General features: G+C 67.1%; 23 protein-coding genes. 7 read left to right on the top strand and 16 right to left on the bottom strand.

Features of this window, described 5'->3' with window-relative positions; translation table 11 throughout:
- Nucleotides 1-86 precede the first annotated feature (86 nt).
- Both KV697_RS12110 and KV697_RS12105 read right to left on the bottom strand, forming a co-directional pair.
- Nucleotides 87-353 carry a hypothetical protein gene (locus tag KV697_RS12110; RefSeq protein WP_219018408.1) on the bottom strand — a complete coding sequence of 89 codons (267 nt, stop codon included), beginning with the start codon at nucleotides 351-353 and terminating at the stop codon, nucleotides 87-89.
- Nucleotides 354-618: 265 nt separating this feature from the next.
- Nucleotides 619-2004 (bottom strand): DEAD/DEAH box helicase, encoded by a 1386-nt coding sequence (locus KV697_RS12105; protein ID WP_219018407.1) that lies wholly within the window; start codon nucleotides 2002-2004, stop codon nucleotides 619-621.
- 274 nt (nucleotides 2005-2278) lie between these two features.
- Between KV697_RS12105 and KV697_RS12100 the strand changes: the two genes are divergently transcribed.
- Nucleotides 2279-3280, top strand: a complete 1002-nt coding sequence (locus KV697_RS12100; RefSeq protein ID WP_219018406.1) for a fumarylacetoacetate hydrolase family protein — start codon at nucleotides 2279-2281, stop codon at nucleotides 3278-3280.
- A 144-nt stretch (nucleotides 3281-3424) separates the two neighbouring features.
- Here the strand turns inward: KV697_RS12100 and KV697_RS12095 are convergent, their stop codons facing one another.
- Entirely contained in the window at nucleotides 3425-3715 is a 291-nt protein-coding gene (locus tag KV697_RS12095; protein ID WP_257575304.1) for a 4a-hydroxytetrahydrobiopterin dehydratase, read from the bottom strand.
- Nucleotides 3716-3771: 56 nt separating this feature from the next.
- Between KV697_RS12095 and KV697_RS12090 the strand changes: the two genes are divergently transcribed.
- From KV697_RS12090 to KV697_RS12075, 4 genes are read left to right on the top strand one after another with little or no spacing between them, the layout of a single operon-like run.
- Entirely contained in the window at nucleotides 3772-4179 is a 408-nt protein-coding gene (locus tag KV697_RS12090) for a metallopeptidase family protein (RefSeq protein WP_219018405.1), read from the top strand.
- Nucleotides 4176-4763, top strand: a complete 588-nt coding sequence (ccmA, locus tag KV697_RS12085) for a heme ABC exporter ATP-binding protein CcmA (protein ID WP_219018404.1) — start codon at nucleotides 4176-4178, stop codon at nucleotides 4761-4763. The genes KV697_RS12090 and ccmA overlap by 4 nt, the downstream gene beginning before the upstream one ends.
- Nucleotides 4760-5398 carry a heme exporter protein CcmB gene (locus KV697_RS12080; RefSeq protein WP_219018403.1) on the top strand — a complete coding sequence of 213 codons (639 nt, stop codon included), beginning with the start codon at nucleotides 4760-4762 and terminating at the stop codon, nucleotides 5396-5398. The genes ccmA and KV697_RS12080 overlap by 4 nt, the downstream gene beginning before the upstream one ends.
- Nucleotides 5399-5402: 4 nt before the next feature.
- Nucleotides 5403-6140 carry a methyltransferase gene (locus KV697_RS12075; protein WP_219018402.1) on the top strand — a complete coding sequence of 246 codons (738 nt, stop codon included), beginning with the start codon at nucleotides 5403-5405 and terminating at the stop codon, nucleotides 6138-6140.
- Between the two features lie 84 nt (nucleotides 6141-6224).
- Here the strand turns inward: KV697_RS12075 and KV697_RS12070 are convergent, their stop codons facing one another.
- From KV697_RS12070 to coxB, 13 genes are all read right to left on the bottom strand, one after another.
- Entirely contained in the window at nucleotides 6225-7094 is an 870-nt protein-coding gene (locus KV697_RS12070) for a class I SAM-dependent methyltransferase (protein ID WP_184105722.1), read from the bottom strand.
- 9 nt (nucleotides 7095-7103) lie between these two features.
- Complete coding sequence (gene thrC / locus KV697_RS12065) at nucleotides 7104-8492, bottom strand: threonine synthase (RefSeq protein ID WP_219018401.1); 1389 nt, start codon at nucleotides 8490-8492, stop codon at nucleotides 7104-7106.
- 13 nt (nucleotides 8493-8505) lie between these two features.
- The gene (locus KV697_RS12060; protein ID WP_219018400.1) at nucleotides 8506-9126 is read right to left on the bottom strand and encodes an SURF1 family cytochrome oxidase biogenesis protein; all 621 of its coding nucleotides are present in this window, start codon (nucleotides 9124-9126) and stop codon (nucleotides 8506-8508) included.
- On the bottom strand, nucleotides 9123-9566 hold the full coding sequence (locus tag KV697_RS12055; RefSeq protein ID WP_219018399.1) for a DUF983 domain-containing protein: 444 nt from the start codon (nucleotides 9564-9566) through the stop codon (nucleotides 9123-9125). Before KV697_RS12055 ends, KV697_RS12060 begins: the two co-directional genes overlap by 4 nt.
- The gene (locus tag KV697_RS12050) at nucleotides 9526-10437 is read right to left on the bottom strand and encodes a cytochrome c oxidase subunit 3 (protein WP_056438638.1); all 912 of its coding nucleotides are present in this window, start codon (nucleotides 10435-10437) and stop codon (nucleotides 9526-9528) included. The genes KV697_RS12055 and KV697_RS12050 overlap by 41 nt, the downstream gene beginning before the upstream one ends.
- Before the next feature lie 37 nt (nucleotides 10438-10474).
- On the bottom strand, nucleotides 10475-11014 hold the full coding sequence (locus KV697_RS12045) for a cytochrome c oxidase assembly protein (protein WP_219018398.1): 540 nt from the start codon (nucleotides 11012-11014) through the stop codon (nucleotides 10475-10477).
- Nucleotides 11014-11148 (bottom strand): hypothetical protein, encoded by a 135-nt coding sequence (locus KV697_RS20125; protein ID WP_257575300.1) that lies wholly within the window; start codon nucleotides 11146-11148, stop codon nucleotides 11014-11016. Before KV697_RS20125 ends, KV697_RS12045 begins: the two co-directional genes overlap by 1 nt.
- A complete protein-coding gene (locus KV697_RS12040; protein WP_219018397.1) occupies nucleotides 11145-12044 on the bottom strand; it encodes a heme o synthase in 900 nt (299 codons plus the stop codon). The genes KV697_RS20125 and KV697_RS12040 overlap by 4 nt, the downstream gene beginning before the upstream one ends.
- Before the next feature lie 203 nt (nucleotides 12045-12247).
- Nucleotides 12248-13312, bottom strand: a complete 1065-nt coding sequence (locus KV697_RS12035; RefSeq protein ID WP_219018396.1) for an NAD(P)-dependent alcohol dehydrogenase — start codon at nucleotides 13310-13312, stop codon at nucleotides 12248-12250.
- Nucleotides 13313-13474: 162 nt separating this feature from the next.
- Nucleotides 13475-14857, bottom strand: coding sequence for a DUF1501 domain-containing protein (locus KV697_RS12030; RefSeq protein WP_219018395.1), 1383 nt, complete (start codon nucleotides 14855-14857; stop codon nucleotides 13475-13477).
- Nucleotides 14858-14862: 5 nt separating this feature from the next.
- On the bottom strand, nucleotides 14863-16608 hold the full coding sequence (locus tag KV697_RS12025; protein ID WP_219018394.1) for a DUF1800 domain-containing protein: 1746 nt from the start codon (nucleotides 16606-16608) through the stop codon (nucleotides 14863-14865).
- 202 nt (nucleotides 16609-16810) lie between these two features.
- Nucleotides 16811-18484 carry a cytochrome c oxidase subunit I gene (ctaD, locus tag KV697_RS12020; protein ID WP_219018393.1) on the bottom strand — a complete coding sequence of 558 codons (1674 nt, stop codon included), beginning with the start codon at nucleotides 18482-18484 and terminating at the stop codon, nucleotides 16811-16813.
- 3 nt (nucleotides 18485-18487) lie between these two features.
- The gene (gene coxB, locus KV697_RS12015) at nucleotides 18488-19672 is read right to left on the bottom strand and encodes a cytochrome c oxidase subunit II (RefSeq protein WP_374011359.1); all 1185 of its coding nucleotides are present in this window, start codon (nucleotides 19670-19672) and stop codon (nucleotides 18488-18490) included.
- Nucleotides 19673-19911: 239 nt separating this feature from the next.
- Between coxB and pyrE the strand changes: the two genes are divergently transcribed.
- On the top strand, nucleotides 19912-20496 hold the full coding sequence (pyrE, locus tag KV697_RS12010; protein WP_219018392.1) for an orotate phosphoribosyltransferase: 585 nt from the start codon (nucleotides 19912-19914) through the stop codon (nucleotides 20494-20496).
- The gene (locus KV697_RS12005; protein WP_219018391.1) at nucleotides 20493-21221 is read left to right on the top strand and encodes a pyridoxine 5'-phosphate synthase; all 729 of its coding nucleotides are present in this window, start codon (nucleotides 20493-20495) and stop codon (nucleotides 21219-21221) included. Before pyrE ends, KV697_RS12005 begins: the two co-directional genes overlap by 4 nt.
- Nucleotides 21222-21340 lie beyond the last annotated feature (119 nt).

Here is a 21340-nt window from a genome sequence, read left to right as displayed (position 1 = left end):
GAGGGGGGCTTCCACAAAGGTCATCCCTTGGGGTGATCCCCCTCCACCATGCTTCGCATGGTCCCCCTCCCCGTACCGGGGAGGATTTACAGCGTGACCTTGGGCGGCTTGGCGGCTTCGACCGCGACCAGCACCATCTTTTCCCAGATGGCGGGATCGCCCGCATCGGCCATGGCCTGATCGGGTTCGCGCAGCGTCCGCAGCACCGCCAGCGCGTCGGACATGTGATCGCGCCAATGGGCGTCGACCAGCTTGGCGGCGGATTCGGAGTCGCCTTTGGCATTGGCGCTCAGCCGCTGGCCGCACAGCACGCGCGCGATGCGTTCGGCGGCGGGGGTGTGGGCAATATCCATGGCAACCTCTCCTGATGCGCGTGTCGTTACGCGCTCAACGCGGGAGAGGGGAGAATGGTGCCAGCGTCTGCGGCTGGGCACGCCCCTCCCGCAAGCGGGAGGGGATGGGGGAGGGTATGCCGCAGGCGATGGCCTCGGTGAGACTCCGTGCCCTCCCCAAACCCAGCTTCAGGTAAACGATGCCCTGCCTCGTTTAGGTCATGCCGGGGCATGACCGACCTGAAACTCGTTTACGGGAGGGGCTTAAGAATAGCTACGAAGCGGGTCAGCCCTGCGCGCCGCGACCGGCACCGCCGCCGGGACGACCGCCGCGACCGCGACCGCCGCCACCCGGACCACCGGCGCCACCACCGCCGCCGCCACGACGACGCGGCTGGCGACCCTGCGGTGCACGGCTGTCGGTCGCGCGCGGGTGATGCGTGGCGCGCGGACGGGCCGGGTCACGCGGACGGTCGACGCGCGGGGCGGGGTCGGCCCCGATCGCCTTCACCCGCTGCGACTTGATCGTCTCGGCGCGCTTCACGAAGTCCGCCGGAAGCGGCACGACCGTGATCTTCTGCCGGGTCAGCTTCTCGATATCCTTCAGATACGGACGCTCATCCTCGGCGCAGAAGGCGATGGCCAGGCCCGAGCGGCCCGCGCGCGCCGTGCGGCCGATGCGGTGGACATATTGCTCGGCGACGTTGGGCAGCTCGAAGTTGAAGACGTGGCTGACGCCCGGAATGTCGATGCCGCGCGCGGCGATGTCGGTCGCCACCAGCACGCGGGTCTGGCCTGAGCGGAACTCGCCCAGCGCGCGCTCGCGCTGGCCCTGGCTCTTGTTGCCGTGGATCGCGTTGGCGGCGATGCCGTTGCCGGCCAGCAGCTTCACGACGCGGTCGGCGCCATGCTTGGTGCGGGTGAAGACCAGCGCCAGCTCGATCGCGGGATCGGCAAGCAGGATGGTCAGCAGCGCCTGCTTTTCCTGTTGCGTGACGAAGGTCACCGACTGCTCGACGCGTTCGGCGGTGGTCGACACCGGCGTGACCGAGACGGTCGCGGGGTTGTCGAGGAACTTGTCGGCCAGGTCGCGGATCGCGGCGGGCATGGTGGCCGAGAAGAACAGGGTCTGGCGCTTGCGCGGGATCATCTTCACGATGCGGCGCAGCGCGTGGATGAAGCCCAGGTCGAGCATCTGGTCGGCTTCGTCGAGCACCAGGATCTCGATCATCGACAGGTTCAGGAAGCCCTGCTCGACCAGATCGATCAGACGGCCCGGCGTGGCGACGAGGATGTCGACGCCGCGCGACAGGTCCTGCCGGTTCTTGTTCAGGCTGGTGCCGCCGAAGACGGTCGCGACCGCCAGCTTGGAAAACTTGGCATAGCCCTTCGCATTCTCCGCGATTTGGCTGGCCAGCTCGCGGGTGGGGGCGAGCACGAGCATCCGGCAATGGGTCGGCAGGACGCGTTTGTTCGCCTCGACCAGACGCTGGATCGAGGGGAGGACGAAGGCGGCCGTCTTGCCGGTGCCAGTCTGCGCGATGCCGAGCAGGTCGCGGCCTTCCAGCAGCGTCGGAATCGAATCGCGCTGAATGGGGGTGGGTTCGGAATAGCCCTTGGCTTCGAGCGCACGGACGAGCGGCTCGGCGAGGCCGAGTTCGGAAAAGGACATGGAATAACTTTCTGACATGGCGCGCGAGTCACGACAGGCCGCAAGCGCGGGCCGGGGTTGATGACACCCCGCGTGACAAGGGAAGCCTGAAGACAGGGTCGGGGCGGAGCCGGGACCAGATGGTCCGTTCACGCTGCGAGTGGACGCCTCGACGGGCGGGCATGTGCGCTGGCCATTGCCAAAAGTCAAGTTTCGGGCAGGATCACCACCCTAATGCGTGACAAGCGCGGACGGATGGTTACATCCGATACCAGTTAGCGAAGAGGAGTCCTGCATGAAACTCGCCAGTCTCAAGAACGGTCGCGACGGCAAGCTGGTCGTCGTGTCGAGCGATCTCGCCTGGTATGCGGATGCGGGGCATATCGTGCCGACGCTGCAGGGCGCGCTCGACGATTGGGAGCGGCATGCGCCCGCGCTCGCCAATCTGGCGACCGATCTCGACCATGAGGCGATCCCGCGCGCGCGTTTCCACGAGCATGACGCCGCCTCGCCGCTGCCGCGCGCCTATCAATGGGCGGACGGTTCCGCTTACGTGAATCACGTCGCGCTGGTGCGGCAGGCGCGCGGCGCGGAACTGCCCGAGAGCTTCTGGCACGATCCGTTGATGTATCAGGGCGGATCGGACGGGTTTCTGGGACCGCGCGACGCCATTCCGCTGGCCGATGAAAGCTGGGGCTGCGATCTGGAGGGCGAGGTGGTCGTCGTTACCGGCGACGTACCCATGGGGGCGAGTCGCGAACAGGCGCTCGCGGCGATCCGGCTGGTCGGGCTGACCAACGACGTGTCGTTGCGCAGATTGATCCCCGGCGAGCTGGCCAAGGGCTTCGGCTTCTTCCAGTCCAAGCCCGCCTCGGCCTTCTCCCCCGTCTTCGTCACGCTCGAATCGCTGGGCGACTGGTGGCAGGACGGCAAGCTGCACCGCGTCCTGAAGGTCGATCTGAACGGCCAGCCCTTCGGCCGGGCCGATGCCGGGCAGGACATGACCTTCGACTTCGGGACCTTGATTGCGCACGCCGCCAAGACCCGCGCGCTGGGCGCGGGGACGATCATCGGGTCGGGCACCGTGTCCAACCGCGATGCGGACGGCGGGCCGGGCAAGCCGGTCGCCGAGGGCGGCGTCGGCTATAGCTGCCTGGCCGAGTTGCGCATGATCGAGACGATCCGTGGCGGCGAGCCGGTCACGCCGTTCCTGAAGAAGGGCGACACGGTCCGCATCTGGATGGAGGACGACCGCCACCACCCGATCTTCGGCGCGATCGAGCAGACGGTGGGGTAATTACAATCCTCCCTCATCTCTGATGGGGGAGGGGGACCGCGCCCGCAGGGCGTGGTGGAGGGGCATGGCCCTATCCGTCCCGCCCCTCCACCATCGCTGGCGCGATGGTTCCCCTCCCCAAGCCCAGCTTGGGGAGGAATGAATTTAACCCACCAGCGCGTCGATCGCTTCGGCCATGTCGATGTCGCGCGCCGACAGGCCGCCCGCGTCATGGGTGGTCAGCACGATGTCGACCCGGTTCCACACGTTCGACCATTCGGGATGATGATCCGCCTTTTCCGCCAGGAGCGCGACACGGGTCATGAAGCCGAACGCCTCGTTGAAGTCGGCGAAGACGAAACGGCGGCTGATCGCGTCGCGCGCCTCGTCCCAATCCCAGTCGGGCAGGCCGTCCAGCGCTTCGTCCCGGTCCAGCTCGCTCAGCCGCTCCACCATGATCGTCCCCTTGCTTCTCTTGTTCTTTTGACCGGCACAGCGGTAAGACGACGGCCATGAGCGGGCAAGACGCGATTGGTGAAGCACCCGGCCCCGAGGTGATCGAGCGGATCGCGCGGGATGCGATCGCGCGCCTGCCCGCCGAATTCACCGCGCATCTGGGCGATGTCGTCCTGATCGTCGAGGAATATGCCGATGACGAGACGCTGGCGGCGTTGGGCCTCGACCATCCGCTCGACCTGACGGGCCTGTACCACGGGCGGCCGGTGGGCGAGAAAAGCGCGATGGATTCCGGCAGCCTGCCCGACCGCATCCACCTCTATCGCCGGGCGATCCTGGACGAGTGGATCGAGACGGGGGTGCGGCTCGACGATCTGGTCGTGCATGTGACGATCCATGAGATCGGGCATCATTTCGGCCTGTCCGATGCGGATATGCACGCGCTGGAAGACGCGGTCGCGTGATCCTGAGCCTGTCCGACGTCGCCTGCGCACGGGGCGGGCGGCTGTTGTTCGCGCGAGTTTCGCTGTCGCTCGCAGCGGGCGAGGCGGTGGTCGTCACCGGTCCCAACGGCATCGGCAAGTCCAGCCTGCTCCGCCTCGCCGTCGGGCTGATCGCACCGTTCGAGGGCAGCGTCACCCGCTCGGGGCGTATCGCTTTGATGACCGAGGACTTGGCGCTCGACACCGAGCGGCGGCTGGGCGAGGCGCTGTCCTTCTGGGCGCGGCTCGACGGGAGGGCTTCGGAGGAACGGGTCGCGGCGGCGCTGGAGACGGTGGGGCTGGGCAAGCTGGCCGAGGTGCCGGTGCGGCTGCTATCGACCGGGCAGCGGCGGCGCGCGGGGCTGGCGCGCGTGCTGGCGTCTCAGGCCCCGCTCTGGCTGCTTGATGAGCCGGGCAACGGGCTTGATACCGAAGGCGTCGCGATGCTGGAGCGGGTGATCGCGCATCACCGTGCAGAGGGCGGCGCGGTGCTACTGACCACGCATCAGCCGCTGGGGCTGGCCGACGTGCGGATGCTGGCGCTCGAGCGATTCGTGACGGCATGAGCGTTGCGCTGACCCTGATCGCGCGCGACGTACGACGCGGCTATGCAGGGGGCGGGGCGGGGCTGGTCTGCGGGTTTTTCCTGTTGGCGGTGGTGCTGTTTCCCTTCGCCATCGGCCCGGATCGGGCGGTTTTGATGCGTGTCGGTGCGGGCGCGATCTGGGTCGCGGCGCTGCTGGCCGCGCTGTTGCCGGTCGAGCGGCTGGTCGCGCCCGATGTCGAATCGGGGTGGTTCGACCAGATTCGCGTGCACGGCCTCTCGCTGCCGCTGGTCATGGCGTTGCGGATCGCCGCGCACTGGCTGGCCTTTGCGCCGCCGCTGATGCTGGCGGCGCTGGTCGCGGCCGGGTTGTTCGGGCTGGACGCGGCGGCGCTGGTCCGGGTCGAGGCGGGGTTGCTGCTCGGTACGCCGGGGCTGGCCGCGCTGGCGGTGGCGACGGGGGCACTGACCGCAGGCCTGCGCGGCGCGGGAGGGCTGGCCGGGCTGCTGCTGCTGCCGCTCGCGCTGCCGCTGCTGATCTTCGGGGCGGGGAGCGGCGACATGGGGGCGCTCAAGCTGCTCGCGGCAGTTTCGCTGATGCTGGTCGCGGGCGCGCCCTGGATCGCGGCGGCGGCGATCCGGTCGGTGCGGGACTGACGCCATGGCCGAAGCGGCGCGGATTGCGCGGGCCTTTGACGCGGCGGCGGCCTATGACGCGCATGCCGTCGTGCAGCGGCAGGTCGCCGACTGGCTGGCGGAGCGGATCGTCGCGGTCGCGCCGCCCGCTCCGCGCGTGCTGGAGGTGGGGTGCGGGACGGGCTTTCTGACCGGCGCAACGCTGCCGCGATTGGTATGTCCCGACTGGCTGATGACCGACATCGCGCCCGCCATGCTCGCGCGCGGGATGGCGGCACATCCGGCCGTGCGCGGGCGGGTGATGGATGGTGAGTTTCCCGATCTGCCGGGCGAGTCGCCGTTCGACCTGATCGTCAGCAGTTTGGCGGTGCAGTGGTTCGGCGATCTGGACGCGGGCCTGCGACGGCTGGCCGGGTGGCTCGCGCCGGGCGGGCGGATGCTGGTGACGACGCTGGTTCGGGGGACGTTCGCGGCGTGGCATGAGGCGCATCGGGCGGAAGGGTTTGTGGCGGGGAGTCCGGTCTATCCGCCGGTCGAGGCGCTGGGCTGGCCGGTCGAGACGCGGAGTTTCGTGCAGCGGCACGACTCGGCGGCGGACTTCATGCGTGCGCTGCGGGCGATCGGGGCTGGGACGCCGCGCGATGGGCATCGCCCGATTCCGCCGGGCGCGATGCGGCGGATTGCGAAACGGTTCGAGGCGGGCGGGGCGGTGGCGACCTATGAGGTGGCGTTGATCGACCTACCCAACCCCCGTTCAGCCTGAGCGAAGTCGAAGGCCACGCCAGATCATAGCGGCGGGGCGTGTGCTTCGACTTCGCTCAGCACGAACGGAGGTGAGGGGAATGGCTTACCGGCTCCACCGCGCCCAGATGGCGGTCGGCAGCGTCAGCCCTCGCGCTTCCTCGCGCACGCCGAGTTCGCCGCATTCCACCTTGCCGGGAAGATCGGCCATCACCTGGCGCATCATCTCACCGATCGCCATCGCCGACATGCGCACCGCGTACACCGTCAGGAACAGGAAGCGCGAGTCGGCATCCAGCAGCTGGCGGCAATTGGCGATCAGACCCGGCAAGTCTTCCTCCAGCCGCCAGACCTCGCCCTCCGGCCCGCGTCCGTACTTCGGCGGGTCGAGCAGGATGCCGTCATAGCGCCGTCCGCGCCGCACCTCGCGCGCGACGAACTTGGCGGCGTCGTCGATGATCCAGCGGACCGGCGCATCGCCCAGACCCGACAGCATCGCATTGCCACGCGCCGCCTCGACCGATTTCTTGGACGCGTCGACATGGACCATCTTGGCGCCCGCGCTCGCCATCGCCAGCGTGCCGACGCCGGTATAGCCGAACAGGTTCATGCATTCGGGCTCGGCCATCCCGTCGACCTGCTCGCGCATCCAGCTCCACACCGGCGCCATGTCGGGGAAGAAGCCCAGATGGCGGAACGGCGTGTTCTGCGCGGTGAAGCGAACCTCGTTCCACTTGAGCGGCCAGCCGTCGCGCGGGACCGGCTCGTTGAAGTTCCAGCGGCCGCCGCCATCCTCGTCCGATCCGGGCACGAACTCGGCCGCCGCGCGCCAGTCGGTGGTCGCGGGGGCCCACATCGCCTGCGGTTCGGGGCGGATGAAGCGGAACCGGCCATAACGTTCCAGCTTGCGGCCATGGCCGGAGTCGACCAGCCCGTAATCCGCCCAGGGCTCGCCGATCATCGTTTCGAGTTTCATGGGAGTGCGTTAGCGCAAACCATGCCCGTCGATAAAGGCCGTCACCGCGTCGAAGGTGGCGGGCAGGGTGGTATAGCGTTCCTCACGCTCGAACAGGTCGCCGACGCGGCGGGGCAGCGCGGGGCGGCTGCCGGTCGCGCGCTCGACCGCATCGGTGAACTTGGCCGGGTGCGCGGTGGCCAGCGTCACCACCGGCACGTCTAGCCCGCTGGCGCGCGCAGCCGAGAGCGCGATGCCGGTATGCGGGTCGAGGATCTGCCCGGCCTCGTCCGCCGCCCAGCGCATCGCGCGGCTCATGTCATCGGCGTCCACGCGCGCGCTGGTGAAGAGTGGGGCGATATTCTGGCTCTGCGCATTGGTCAGCCGCATCGCGCCCGTACCTTCAAAGCTCTTCATCTGCGCGGCCAGCGCGGCACCGTCGCGGCCATTGGCGTCGAACAGCAGCCGCTCGAAATTCGAGCTGACCTGGATGTCCATCGAGGGGGTGGCGGTGGCCTGAACCTGCCCCTTGGAATAGTCGCCCAAGGACAGCGCGCGGTGGAGGATGTCGTTGACGTTGGTCGCGACGATCAGCCGCGCGATGGGCAGGCCCATGCGTGCCGCGACATAGCCCGCGAACACATCGCCGAAATTGCCCGTCGGCACCGAGAAGGCGATGCGCTTGCCCGGCGCGCCCAGCCGGACGGCGGCGTAGAAATAATAGACGACCTGCGCCATCAACCGCGCCCAGTTGATCGAATTGACCGCCGACAGGGTGTGGCGGTCGGCAAAGGCACGGTCGTTGAACATCGCCTTCACCAGTCCTTGCGCGTCGTCGAAATTGCCCTCGATCGCGATGTTGTGGACGTTGGGGGCGAGCACCGTCGTCATCTGGCGGCGCTGGATCTCGGTCACACGGCCCGCCGGGTGCAGCATGAAGATGTCGATATTGGCACGCCCCGCCACCGCATCGATCGCGGCCGATCCGGTGTCGCCGCTGGTCGCGCCGACGATGGTCAGCCGCGTGTCGGTGCCGCGCAGGAACCGCTCGAACAACAGGCCGAGCATCTGGAGCGCGACGTCCTTGAACGCCAGCGTGGGGCCGTGGAACAGCTCCAGCAGCCAGTGGTCATGGTCGAGCTGGACCAAAGGTGTGACGGCGGCATGCGAAAAACGGCCATAGGCGGCGTCGCACAGAGTCTGGAGTTCCTCTGCGGTCAGGCTGTCGCCGACGAACGGCGCCATGATCCTCGCGGCGGTCTGCGCATAGGACAGGCCTGCCAGCCCCTCGATCTCTTCGCGAGTCAGGGTCGGCCAGGTCTCGGGCACGTAGAGCCCGCCATCGCTGGCGAGACCGGCCAGGGTCGCACCCCGGAAATCGAGGACGGGGGCGGAGCCACGGGTACTGAGATAGCGCATGATGCGCTGCGGCTTAACGGGGTGCGTTGCGTACCACAACCATTCGATTGCGCCGGATGACCGCCAAAACATAGATAATTGCGGCGATGGCGGCGAACAGGAACCATTGCACCGCATAGGCGAGATGGTTGTTGGGCACGGAATCAATGTCGGGTCGCGGGTTCGCCGCAAGGCCCGCGACGGGCGTGTCGGCGACCAGCAGCATCGCCTGCGGCCGGTGATCGAAAGCCGACTGGATCAGCGAGCGGCCGTCCGGGGCATGGGCGACATAGCCGGTCACGCGCCCGCCCGGCCATGCGATTTCGGCACGCGGATCATGCGTCGTGCCCAGCTGCACCTGCAACGACCCGTGCGGGACCGAACAAGTGGCGATCAGCCGGAACCCCGCCGCCCCCGCGCCGGCGCGGCGGATGGTCACGGGCGGGCGGCAATCGGCGACCGTGCGGCGGAAGAGCAGGCTTTCGTCGGGGGTCAGCGGAAAGGCGATGACGGGACGTGCCGGATTGGCGGCGAGCTGCGCCAGATACGCTTCCTTTTCCGGCAGGCGATCGAGCAACTGCCACAGGCCGAGCGCGACCATCGCCGCGACCGCGAGACCGACGACCAGCGTGGGAAGGATCGGCAGACGCTTCATGCGTCGTCCGCGTCCTCGTCGGGGCGAACCACGGCGCCTTCGCGCGCCTCGTTACGATATTCGGCCGCCATCAGCGCCCCCTTGGCAATGCGCAAGCTGTAGACCACGCCGATCGCGGTCAGCGGCAGCCAGATCGCCATTTGCAGCCACAGCGGCGGATGCAGGGTCAGCTCGACGGTGATCGCCGCGATGGTGATGATCGTGCCCAGGATCAGCGTCAGGAACGCGGCCGGGCCATCGCCGACATTGAAGCGGGTGAAGTCCAGCCCGCACGCGGCGCAAGTATCGGCAAAGGTGGTCACCTTGGTCGAAAAGACCGGCCCTGCAAACAAATGGGGCTGGCCGCAACGCGGACACAGCCCCTGAAATGCCGCCTGCGCGATGGTCGGAGGCGTAAACTCAGCCACTATGAACCGGCGCGCCCCAGCCACCCCAGACATAGATGGTGACGAACAGGAACAGCCACACCACGTCGACGAAATGCCAGTACCAGGCCGCCGCCTCGAACCCGAAATGCTGGCGGGGCGTGAAGTCGCCGCGATAGGCGCGGATCAGGCAGACGATCAGGAAGATGGTGCCGACGATGACGTGGAAACCATGGAAGCCGGTCGCCATGAAGAAGGCCGCGCCATAGTTGATGCCCTTGAACGGGAAGGGCGCGTGCATGTATTCATAGGCCTGGATCGCGCTGAAGATCAGGCCCAGGATCACGGTCAGCCACAGGCCCTTGAGCACGCCGTCGCGGTCGCCCACGCCCAGCGCACCCCACAGGCCGCGCTTCTCGCCGCCGCGCTGGTTGTGGATCAGCGCATGGTGCGCCCAGGTGACGGTGGTGCCGCTGGTCAGCAGGATCAGCGTGTTGAGAAGCGGCAGCTTGAAGGCATCGATCACCTCCAGCCCCTTGGGCGGCCAGGTCGCGGCGATGGCGGCGGCGCCCTCGGTCGCGCGCTCGACCTGTCCGTCGACGAAGCTCATCGCGGTCGGGAAGAGCGCGAAGTCGAAAAAGGCCCAGAACCAGCCGACGAAGAACATCACTTCCGATGCGATGAACAGGATCATGCCGTATCGGAAATGCAGTTGGACGACGGGGGTATGGTCGCCATGATGCGCCTCGCGCACCACGTCCGCCCACCAGCTGCCCATGCAGAACAGCACCGCCGCCAGGCCCGCCAGGAACGCCCAGCCGCCGCCCTGCACGCTGTGCATCCACATGATCGCACCGGAGGCCATGAGCAGCGCCGACATCGAACTGGCCAGCGGCCAGGGGCTCGGCGGCAGGATATGATAGTCGTGGTTCTTCGCGCCAGCCATGATCCCGTCCCTATGTTTTTGCTATTTTGGGGACAGGCTAACCCGCTTTCTTCGCCGAATCCACCGGGTAAAATGTGTAGGACAGGGTGATGGTCTCGATGTCGCGCGCGTCGGGGTCATTCAGGATCTTCGGGTCGATGAAGAAGATCACCGGCATCCGCGCCGTCTCGCCGGGTTTGAGCGTCTGCTGGGTGAAGCAGAAGCACTGAATCTTGGTGAAGTAGCGGCCCGCCTGATCGGGGGTGACGTTGAACGTCGCGGTCCCCGTCACCGGCACCTTCGCGTTGTTGGTGGCGGTGAAGAACACCATGTCGCGCGCGCCGATATCGACGGTTTCGTGCGGATTCTCGGGCTTGAAGGTCCAGGCGAGCCGCGAGGAGACGTTGGCGTCGAAATTGACGGTGATCTGGCGGTGGACGCTGCCCGGCGCGGCGTTCCCACGCTGGGTCGTGCCCTGATAACCCGTCACCTGGCAGAACATGCGGTAGAGCGGAACGCTGGCAAAGGCGAGGCCGGTCATGAACACCACGCCGAAGATCGCCAGCGCAACCGTCCGACCCTGGCGCGTCAGTCGCATCAGTGCATGCCCGACCGGATTTTCGACAGGGTGATGAAGAAGATCAGCACCACCAGAAAGCCGAGCAGCAGCGCCATGGCGGTGGCGCGGGCGCGTTGCTTGGCGCGAATCCGATTCGAATCGTCAGGCGTCATGCCCAACGATCCACCACCAGCGCGCCAAAGAGAAGGAAAAGATAGAGTATCGAATATTTGAACAGCCGCTTTTCCGGCTTCATCGTGTCCTCGGGCTGGGTATGCCGGAAGGCGACGATCGCGGCATAGGCGGCGAACAGCGCGGTCCCGGCGGTCGCGATCACACCATAGATCGGACCCGTCAGCCCCAGCGGCCAGGGCGCGACGGCGGCGATCGCCATCGGGATGGTGTAGAGTCCGATCTGCGCGCGCGTCACCCGCTCGCCCGCGACCACGGGGAGCATCGGCACGCCCGCATTGGCGTAATCGGTCTTCACGAAAAGGGCCAGCGCCCAGAAATGCGGCGGCGTCCACAGAAAGACCAGGCTGAACAGCAGGAAGGGGAGGAGCGCGACCTCACCCGTCGCGGCGGCCCAGCCGATCAGCGGCGGAAACGCGCCCGCCGCGCCGCCGATGACGATATTCTGCGGCGTCCGCCGCTTCAGCCAGACGGTATAGACCAGCACATAGAACAGGATCGAGACGGTCAGGATGCCGGCGGCGACATAATTGACCGCCAGCCCCATCAGCAAGACCGAGAAACAGGCGAGCCCTACGCCGAAATGCAGCGCCGATTCGCGGGTCATGCGCCCGGCGGGCAGCGGCCGCTTGGCGGTGCGCTTCATCAGCGCGTCGAGGTCCGCCTCATACCATTGATTGAGTGCTCCCGCCGCGCCCGCGCCCAGCGCGATGCACAATATGGCGGTGAAGCCGATGACCGGATCGACGCCCACGGGCGCGGCCAGCATCCCGCACAGCCCGGTGAATACCACCAGCGTCATCACCCGCGGCTTGGTGAGCGCCAGGAAGTCGCGCCAGTCGGCGGGAACGAAGACGGAGGAGGGAATGCTGGACATGGGAGCCCCGCATATAGGGCTTGGGGGGAAGGGGGGCAATCGAAGCGGTTGGTTGGTGCGCCACATCCTCACGGCAAACGCACCCCCTCCCGCAGGCGGGAGGGGGCCGGGGGGAGGGCGGGATGTCTCACCGAGACCAACGCCCGTGGCTTTCCCTCCCCCATCCCCTCCCGCCTGCGGGAGGGGCGTGAGACTCATGAAGGTCAGTCCTGCTTCAACGTCGCCATGTCGATCACGAAGCGATACTTCACATCGCTCTTCTGCATCCGGTCATAGGCGGTGTTGACCTCGTCCATCGCGATCATCTCGATATCGGCGGTCAGGCCATGCTCATGACAGAAATCGAGCATCTCCTGCGTCTCGGCGATGCCGCCGATCAGCGAGCCCGCCAGCGAACGGCGGCGGAAGACCAGGTTGCCGACCGAGGGCGACGGGTGCGGCGAATCGGGGACGCCGACCAGGGTCATCGTGCCGTCGCGCTTCAGCAGCATCAGGAACGCGTCCAGGTTATGCGGCGCGGCGACCGTGTTCAGGATGAAGTCGAAGCTGTTCGCGTGCTCCGCCATCTGCGCTTCGTCCTTCGACACGATCAGGCCCTTGGCGCCCAGTCGCTTGGCATCCTCGGCCTTGCCCGGCGAAGTCGAGAAGACATAGACTTCGGCCCCCATGGCGGCGGCGATCTTCACGCCCATATGGCCAAGGCCGCCGAGACCGACGATGCCGACCTTCTGGCCCGGCCCGACCTTCCAGTGGCGCAGCGGCGAATAGGTGGTGATGCCCGCGCACAGCAACGGCGCGACGGCGGCCAGATCGGCCTCGTCATGGTTGATCTTCAGGACGAAGCCTTCCTTGACCACGATATGGTCGGAATAGCCGCCAAAGGTATGGCCGCCCAGCACGGGGTCGGGGCCGTTATAGGTGCCGACGAAACCGGTCGTCTCGCAATATTGCTCTTCGCCGTCATGGCAGGACGGGCAGTGGCCGCAGCTGTCGACCATGCAGCCGACGCCGACCAGATCGCCGACCTGGTACTTGGTCACGTCGCCGCCGACGGCGGTCACTCGGCCGACGATCTCATGCCCCGGCACGCACGGATATTGGGTGCCCGCCCACTCGCCGCGTGCGGTGTGCAGGTCGGAATGGCAGACGCCGCAATAAAGGATGTCGATCGCGACATCGTCGCCCTGCGGGTCGCGACGCTCGAAGGAGAAGGGGGCGAGCGGGGTTTCGGCCGACTGGGCGGCATAACCCTTGGCGGGAGTGGGCATGGAAGCTCCTCTGGAAATCTGTGACGCGAACGAACGAACGCGGCCGCCCATATGGGGGCCGCGCGGTTCGGTGCCAGACGAGCAGAGGGTTAAGTTTTCCGATCGGCGCTGATCGGAGAATTGCTTCAAATCAATATGTTATATTGTCACTAGCGGCTGAACTTATCCCAGGAACCCCTGATTCCAGGTCGACGCATCGTAATTGCCGATATTGGGCAGCACGGTGCGCAGGCCGCTCGAGTCGATGCCGAACCAGCTGGCCAGCGTCGCGGCATATTGGTCGACCGACATGGTGGGGAGCAACCGGCCTTGGCCGACATCGTCGCCGGTGCCGTTACCCACCGCCGGGGCCTTGCCATAGAAACGCTGTCCGTGCACCGCGCCGCCGACGATGAAGTGCATGCCGCCCCAGCCATGGTCGGAGCCGTCGTCGTTCGACTGGAGCGTCCGGCCGAAGTCCGACGCGGTGAAGCTCGTCACCTGATTGGCGACGCCCAGCGCATTGGTGGTGTCGTAAAAGGCCTTCATCGCCGCCGACACCTTGGACAACAGCCCCGGATGCTGCGCGACCAGATTGTCGTGCAGGTCGAACCCGCCCATCGACACGAAGAAGACCTGCCGCTTCAGCCCCAGCGTCTGGCTGACTGCAATCATCCGCGCGACCATCTTGAGCTGGTCGGCCAGATTGTTGTTCGACGGGAAAAGCGGGAAATTGGCCGCCGGAGCGCCCGCCAGCGCGCTGCTGAGCTGCGCCTGCACGTCGAAGGCGCGCTTGGAGATGCGCGCATGTTCGCTCGCCATCGCAAAGCTCGATTCGGTCGTCATCAGGCTGCGCAGCGTGTCGAGCGCGGAGGATGAGCCATAGAGCGTGCGGCTGTTGTTGAGCAGAGCGACCGGGCCGCCGGTGCCGACCGCATATTGGATCGCGGTCCGCCCGGTCAGGTATACCGCATTGCCGCTGGTGTTGATGCAGGTCAGCGCGGCGGTGCCGTTGCCGTTCTGGAACACGTCGCCGATCCGCCCGCCCCAGCCGCTCGTCGCGCCTTCGGGGCTGGACGCCTGGAAGAAGCTCTGCTGGTCGTTGTGGCTGAACAGCTTGGGCGGCAGCCGGACGGTGCGGTTGTTGTACTGCGTCTTGGTCGTCGGCTCGACCAGCGTACCGACGTTCAGCGCGACCGCCATCCTGCCCGCCGCGAACAGCTGGCCCATTTCCGGCATGGCGGGCGACAGCGCATAGCTGCGCCCTCCGGCCAACGCGACGGCGGGGTTCAGGACGCTGGCGGCCAGCGCATCGCGCTGATAGCCGATATTGGCCCGCGCCGCGCGATAGGCGGCAAAGCTCGTCTCGTCATAGGGGACCAGCGTGTTGGCATAGTCGTTCCCGCCATAGAGGAACACGCAGACCAGCGCCTTGTAATCGGACGCGGTGGCCGCCGCCGCCTCGCCGATCGCGGCCAGGCTGGAGACGAAGGGGGTGGCGGTCCCGGCCAGGCCGAGCAGTGCGCTGCGCTTCAGGAAGGCGCGTCTGGATTGGTCTTGCATCATGCTCGTCACCGCAGGTTCAGATATTCGGGGGAGGCCATGGTCAGCAGGATGGCGATGCCGACCCGGTTGATCGGGCCGTTCGCGGCGGTCGCCGCCACGCTGTCGACCGCGCTGCGGATCGTCGTCACGGTCGAGGCCGACAATTGCCCGGCGGCGAGGACCAGATTGACCTCATCGACCAGCGCCTTGCTGTCCGCCGCCAATGTCTGGATCGCGGTGTAATCGGCCTTCACATCGCCGATACCGTTGGCGATCAGCCCGTACATGAAGTTCACATAGCCGACGACGCTCTGTTCGTTGGTGATCTGGAACTCGGGCGCGACTAGGCCGCCGCTTGCCAAACTGGTGCCGGGCGGGGTGTAGCCGGGGCGGTAGAAGTTGAAGACCGAGGGGCTGCGGCCCTTGCTCTGCCCCAACCGGCTGGTCGCGTTGGAGGTGTCGCCGATCGCCCAGGCGTTGGAGGGGGAACTCGCCCCGAAGGCGCGCGCCCAGCCGGTCAGTCGCAGCACCGGCTCGCGCAGCTTGCCCGCATTGGCGGTGGCGGGCAGGGTCCGCGCCTCGCTGTCGAGCAGGATGGTGCGGATCACCGCCTTCATGTCGCCGCGCACGCCCTGGCCGTTGTCGGTGAAGGTGCTGGCGACGCGGCTGATATAGGCGGGCGAGGGGTTGCTGGTCACGAGCCGCTGGATCAGCTGGCGCGAGACGAAGGGCGGCAGATTGGGGTGGGCGAAGATCGTGTCGAGCGCGCTCTTGATCGCCGCCATGCCGCCGCCGCTGACCGTCGTGCCCAGAAAGCTCGCCGTGCCGGTCTCGTTGATCCCGGCATTCATCACCAGCGGCATCCGGTAACGCGCAGGTGTGCTGCTGTCGCTGGTCGCCGGGGCAAGCCCGGTGAAGACGCGGGCCAGCCCCGACACATCGGCCTGATTATAGGTTTCGATCGGCTGGCCGCCATTGGTCTTGGCCGAGCCGTCCATGTTGAGCTGGTAGAGCCCCAGCGTGAACAGCTGCATCAACTCGCGCGCATAATTCTCGTCGGGTTGCGCGCCGGTCGTCGGATTGCCCTTCCGGTTGTTGAGGAAGGTCAGGAAGCTGGCCATCGCGAAATTGGTCGTGATCGCGCCCAGCAGGTCGCGGTAATTGCCGAACGCATTGTCGAGCAGCACGTCGACATAGGCCGCCATGCTGAACGCACGCCAGGCATCGGTCACGCCGTCGACGCCGACCACCAATATGTCGAGCAGCGCCATGCCGATCCGCTGGCGCAGCTGATCCGGCTCGACGATCATCTGCCGCCAGAGCGTCGGGTCCAGCCCGGCCAGCGAATTGCGGTTGGCGGCGGCGTCATAGCCGCCCGCGATCATCCAGTCCCAATGGCTGGTCGCGCGGGGCAGGGCGAACTGGTCGGTCAGCCAGCCGTCATAGCCGCGCGAGACGACCGTATCGATCATGGTCCGGGTCGCGCCCATCGTCGCCTGGGCGAGGAAGCGGCTGGCCTCGGTCGTGGTGGGCGCGGCGCTGACCACCACGACGGGCGTGGTCGAGCCGGCGGGGCTCGCCGAGCCGCCGGAAACGCTGCTGCTGGAGCCGCTCCCGCCCCCGCCGCCACACGCCGCCAGCGCCAGCAAGGGCAGCATCGCGCCGCTGGTCTTCATTGGCGAACGGCCCGCATCCGCGCCGATGCCGGGCGCATCCGCACCCTCGCGCACGGCCGCCGTCACCGGCGCCGCACCTGTATCCCGCCCCATCATTGGATATGTACCCGCTAACCGCCCCAGCTGGGCGACCGGGGCAATTTGGTGTCAATGTGGATAACAAAATATGAAAGGTTCCGCCGCTCGTCGCATCAGCGGGGCTATTCGACCGATCCGGACCTATCGTGACGTACGTGTAATGAAAAAGGCCCCGAAATCCTGTTTCGAGGCCTTGTTCGGATCAAGGGATTGGGGGCAATCAGTCGATGCGCGGCAGCGTCTCGAACTGGTGGTAAGGCGGCGGGCTGGACAGCGTCCATTCCAGTGTCGTCGCGCCTTCGCCCCAGGGATTGTCGCCCGCAGGCTTGCCCGCGATCAGCGACCAGATCAGGTTGATGAAGAAGATCGCCATCCCTGCGGCCATGATCTCATAGCCATGCGTCGCGACCTTGTTCCACAGCGCGAAGGCATCCGGGTAATCGGGATACCGACGCGGCATCCCCTGCAGCCCCAGGAAGTGCATCGGGAAGAACAGCAGGTTCACGCCGATGAAGAAGACCCAGAAATGCAGCTGGCCGAGGAACTCGTTATACATCTTCCCCGACATCTTCGGGAACCAGTAGTAGAAGCCCGCGAACAGCGCGAACACCGCGCCCAGCGACAGGACGTAGTGGAAGTGCGCCACGACATAATAGGTGTCGTGCATATAGTCGTCGATGCCGCCATTCGCGAGCACGACGCCGGTTACGCCGCCGACGGTGAACATGAAGATGAAGCCGATCGCCCAGACCATCGGCGTCTTGAAGGTCAGCGATCCGCCCCACATGGTCGCGATCCACGAGAAGATCTTGATGCCGGTCGGCACCGCGATGATCATCGTCGCGGCGGTGAAATACATCTTCGTGTTCACGGACAGGCCGGTGGCGAACATGTGGTGCGCCCACACGACGAAGCCGACCACGCCGATCGCGACCATGGCGTACGCCATGCCAAGATAGCCGAAGACCGGCTTGCGGCTGAAGGTCGCGATGATCTGGCTGACGATGCCGAAGCCCGGCAGGATCATGATGTAGACTTCGGGGTGGCCGAAGAACCAGAACAGATGCTGGTACAGGATCGGGTCGCCGCCCCCGGCGGGATCGAAGAAGGTCGTGCCGAAATTGCGATCGGTCAGCAACATGGTGATCGCGGCGGCCAGCACCGGCAGCGACAGCAGCAGCAGGAAGGCGGTGACCAGCACCGACCAGACGAACAGCGGCATCTTGTGCAGCGTCATGCCCGGCGCACGCATGTTGAAGATGGTGGTGATGAAGTTGATCGCGCCCAGGATCGACGAGGCGCCCGCCAGATGAAGCGCCAGGATCGCCATGTCCACCGATGGACCCGGCTCGCCGAAGGTCGATAGCGGGGCATAGGCGGTCCAGCCCACGCCCGCGCCCGACCCGAAGAAGGGCGAGGCGAGCAGCAGGGTGAAGGCCGGGATCAGCAGCCAGAAGGACACGTTGTTCATGCGCGGGAACGCCATGTCCGGCGCACCGATCATGATCGGCACGAACCAGTTGCCGAACCCGCCGATCATCGCGGGCATGACCATGAAGAACACCATGATCAGGCCATGCGCGGTGATGAGCACGTTCCACAGGTGCAGCGACTGGTCGAGGCTCTGCGCCCCGCCATGCAGCATCCCGGCCCAGATCCCCAGATACTGGATGCCCGGCTCGCGCAGCTCGGCCCGCATCAGGCCGGAGATCGCGCCGCCGATGATCCCCGCCACGATCGCGAAGATCAGATAGAGGGTGCCGATATCCTTGTGGTTGGTCGACAGGAACCAGCGCGCGAAGAAGCCGGGCTTGTGATCGGCGTCATGATGCGCGTGGTGGTGATCCTCATGACCGACGAATGCCGATCCGGGGTGAAGTGCGGTGTCGGTCATGGCTTATTGTCCAGCGTTGCCGGGGCCGGCCGGATTCCCGGTGGCGCCCTGCGCGGAAGAAGGGGACTGGGCGGGGGTGGCCATGTTGTCGGCCGGACCGGTGACCGCCTCGGCCGCATTGGCCTGGGTGGCTTCGACCTTCGAACCCTCGGCACCCGGCTGCGGGATGACCGCCGCCGACGGCGCGACCGAACCCGGCATCTTGCCGCCCTTGGCCGCGACCCAGGCGGCGAACTGCGCCGGGGGCACGGCCTGCACCGCGATCGGCATGAAGGCATGGCGTGCGCCGCACAGTTCCGAACACTGGCCGAAATACAGGCCCGGCTTCTCGATGGTGAAGCTCGTCTCGTTCAACCGGCCGGGCACCGCGTCCAGCTTCATCCAGAAGGCCGGGATCGCCCAGCTGTGGATGACGTCGTTGGAGGTGGTGATGAGGCGGATCGGCACGCCGACGGGCAGGACGATGCGGTTGTCCACCGCCAGCAGGCGCGGGCCGTCGGCATCGGTACGCGCACGCTCACCCGGCGCGACCTGGTCCTTTTCCTTCAGCATGTTGGCGGTGATCTCGATCCCGCCATGATCCGGATATTGATAGGTCCAGTACCATTGGTTGCCGATCGCCTTCAGCGTGACGGCACCGGCGGGCGCGGGCTTGAACTGCGCCTGGAGCAGGCCGATCGAGGGGATGGCGATCAGGACGAGGACGACGACCGGCCCCAGCGTCCACAAAACCTCGACCAGCGTGTTGTGGCTGGTCTTGGACGGCACCGGATTGGCGGCGCGGCGATAGCGGAACACGACCCAGGCGAGCAGCAGCAGGACGAGCACGCAGATCGCGGTGATGACCGGCACCAGCACGTCGTTGTGCATCCAGTGCGCGAACTCGCCGTTCTTCGTCACCTGCGGCTGGAGGCCAAGGCGGCCGTCGATCGGCAGGCCGACATTGGGATCGATCGTCGTCGCGGGCGCGCCGTCCTGCGCCAGCAGGGGGCTGGTCGGCGCGGCGGTGGCGGGGGCCGCGGCGCTGGTCGGTGCGGTGTTGGAGACGCCCGCCCCCTCGGCGGCGGCCTGCGGCGCTGGCGCGGCTTTCGCGGCGGGCGGCGCGGCCGGAGTCGCGAAGGCGACGCCCGACAGCGCGGCGCATCCCATTCCGGCGGCGATCGCCAGCGCCTTCATGCGTTTGGGCATCCTCATCCTCCGGGGTCCGGACATGCGCTTGACCTCGCTCATCCCGCTCTCGTCTCCCATCTCCCTCGCCTGTCCATCGGTCGTCCGACGAGCTTTGACGGGGCATATGTCGTTTTTGTTAGGCGGACTATAGCACGGGACTTCGCCCCCTCAACCCTAGAGCGTCACATGCCAGATTGCGTGGGGCCGGGTGCGATCCTATGAGGCCGGGTCATCTGACCGATGCCGGAGTTGCCCCCATGACCGATGAAGACGTCCTCGCCGAGTTCCGTGCCGCCGAGGCGCTGCTCGAAGGGCATTTCATCCTTTCCTCCGGCCTGCGCAGCCCGCGCTATCTGCAATGCGCGCGCGTCCTGATGGACCCGGCCCGCGCCGCCCGACTGTGCGAGGCGGTGGCCGCGAAGATTCCGGCCGACATTAAGGCGCAGATCAGCGCCGTCGTCGCCCCCGCCATGGGCGGCGTCATCGTCGGCCATGAAATGGCGCGCGCGCTGGGCGTGCCGGGCATGTTCCTGGAGCGGCCCGAGGGAACCTTCCACCTGCGCCGCGGCTTCCGCCTGGAGAAGGGGCAGAAGGTGCTGATGATGGAAGACGTGGTCACGACCGGCCTGTCCAGCCGCGAGGCGATCGCCGCCATCGCGCGCGAAGGGGGCGAGACGATTGCCGCTGCCTCGCTGGTCGACCGCTCGAACGGCGCCGCCGATCTGGGCGTGCCCTTCTTCCCGCTGATCCGGCTGGACGTGCCGAGCTACAGCCCCGACGAGCTGCCGCCCGAGCTGGCCGCGATCCCCGCCATCAAGCCGGGGAGCCGGGCGGCGGCATGACCGAGCATCTGCGCCTGGGCGTCAATATCGACCATGTCGCGACCGTGCGGAATGCGCGCGGCGCGGGCTATCCCGATCCGGTCAAGGCGGCGATGATCGCGGCGCAGGCGGGCGCGGACGGCATCACCGCGCATCTGCGTGAGGACCGGCGGCACATCACCGACGACGACATCGCGCGGCTGTCGGCTGAACTGACCGTACCGCTGAACCTGGAGATGGCGGCGACCGAGGAAATGCTCGCCATCGCGCTGAAGCATCGCCCACACGCCGCCTGCATCGTGCCGGAAAAGCGCGAGGAGCGGACGACCGAAGGCGGCCTCGACGCCGCCGGGCAGCGCGAATGGCTGGCGCCCATGGTGGCGAAGCTGGGTGAGGCGGGAATCCGGGTCTCGTTGTTCATCGAACCCGATCCGCGCCAGATCGAGGCGGCGCTGCATCTGGGTGTGCCGGTGATCGAGCTGCACACCGGCCGCTATGCCGAACTGGACGGCGAGGCGCGCAGCGTGGAGTTGCGCCGCCTGTCGGACGCGGCGGCGCTGGCGGCGAAGAACGGGATCGAGGTTCATGCCGGGCACGGTCTCACGTACGACAATGTCGCCCCCATCGCGGCGATCCCGCAGGTCCGCGAGCTGAACATCGGCCATTTCCTGATCGCCGATGCGGTGTTCGTCGGCCTGCCCGAAACGGTACGCAAGATGCGCGCCGCCATGGATATCGCGCGTTGAATCCTCCCCGGCACGGGGAGGGGGACCAGCCGCAGGCTGGTGGAGGGGGAGCGCCCCAAAGGACTCGCGTGGTGGAGAACCCCCTCCACCATCGCTGCGCGATGGTCCCCCTCCCCGTG

Source organism: Sphingomonas sanguinis, assembly GCF_019297835.1.
Classification (GTDB): Bacteria; Pseudomonadota; Alphaproteobacteria; order Sphingomonadales; family Sphingomonadaceae; genus Sphingomonas; species Sphingomonas sanguinis_D.
This window is presented reverse-complemented; position numbering and strand designations above follow the sequence as displayed.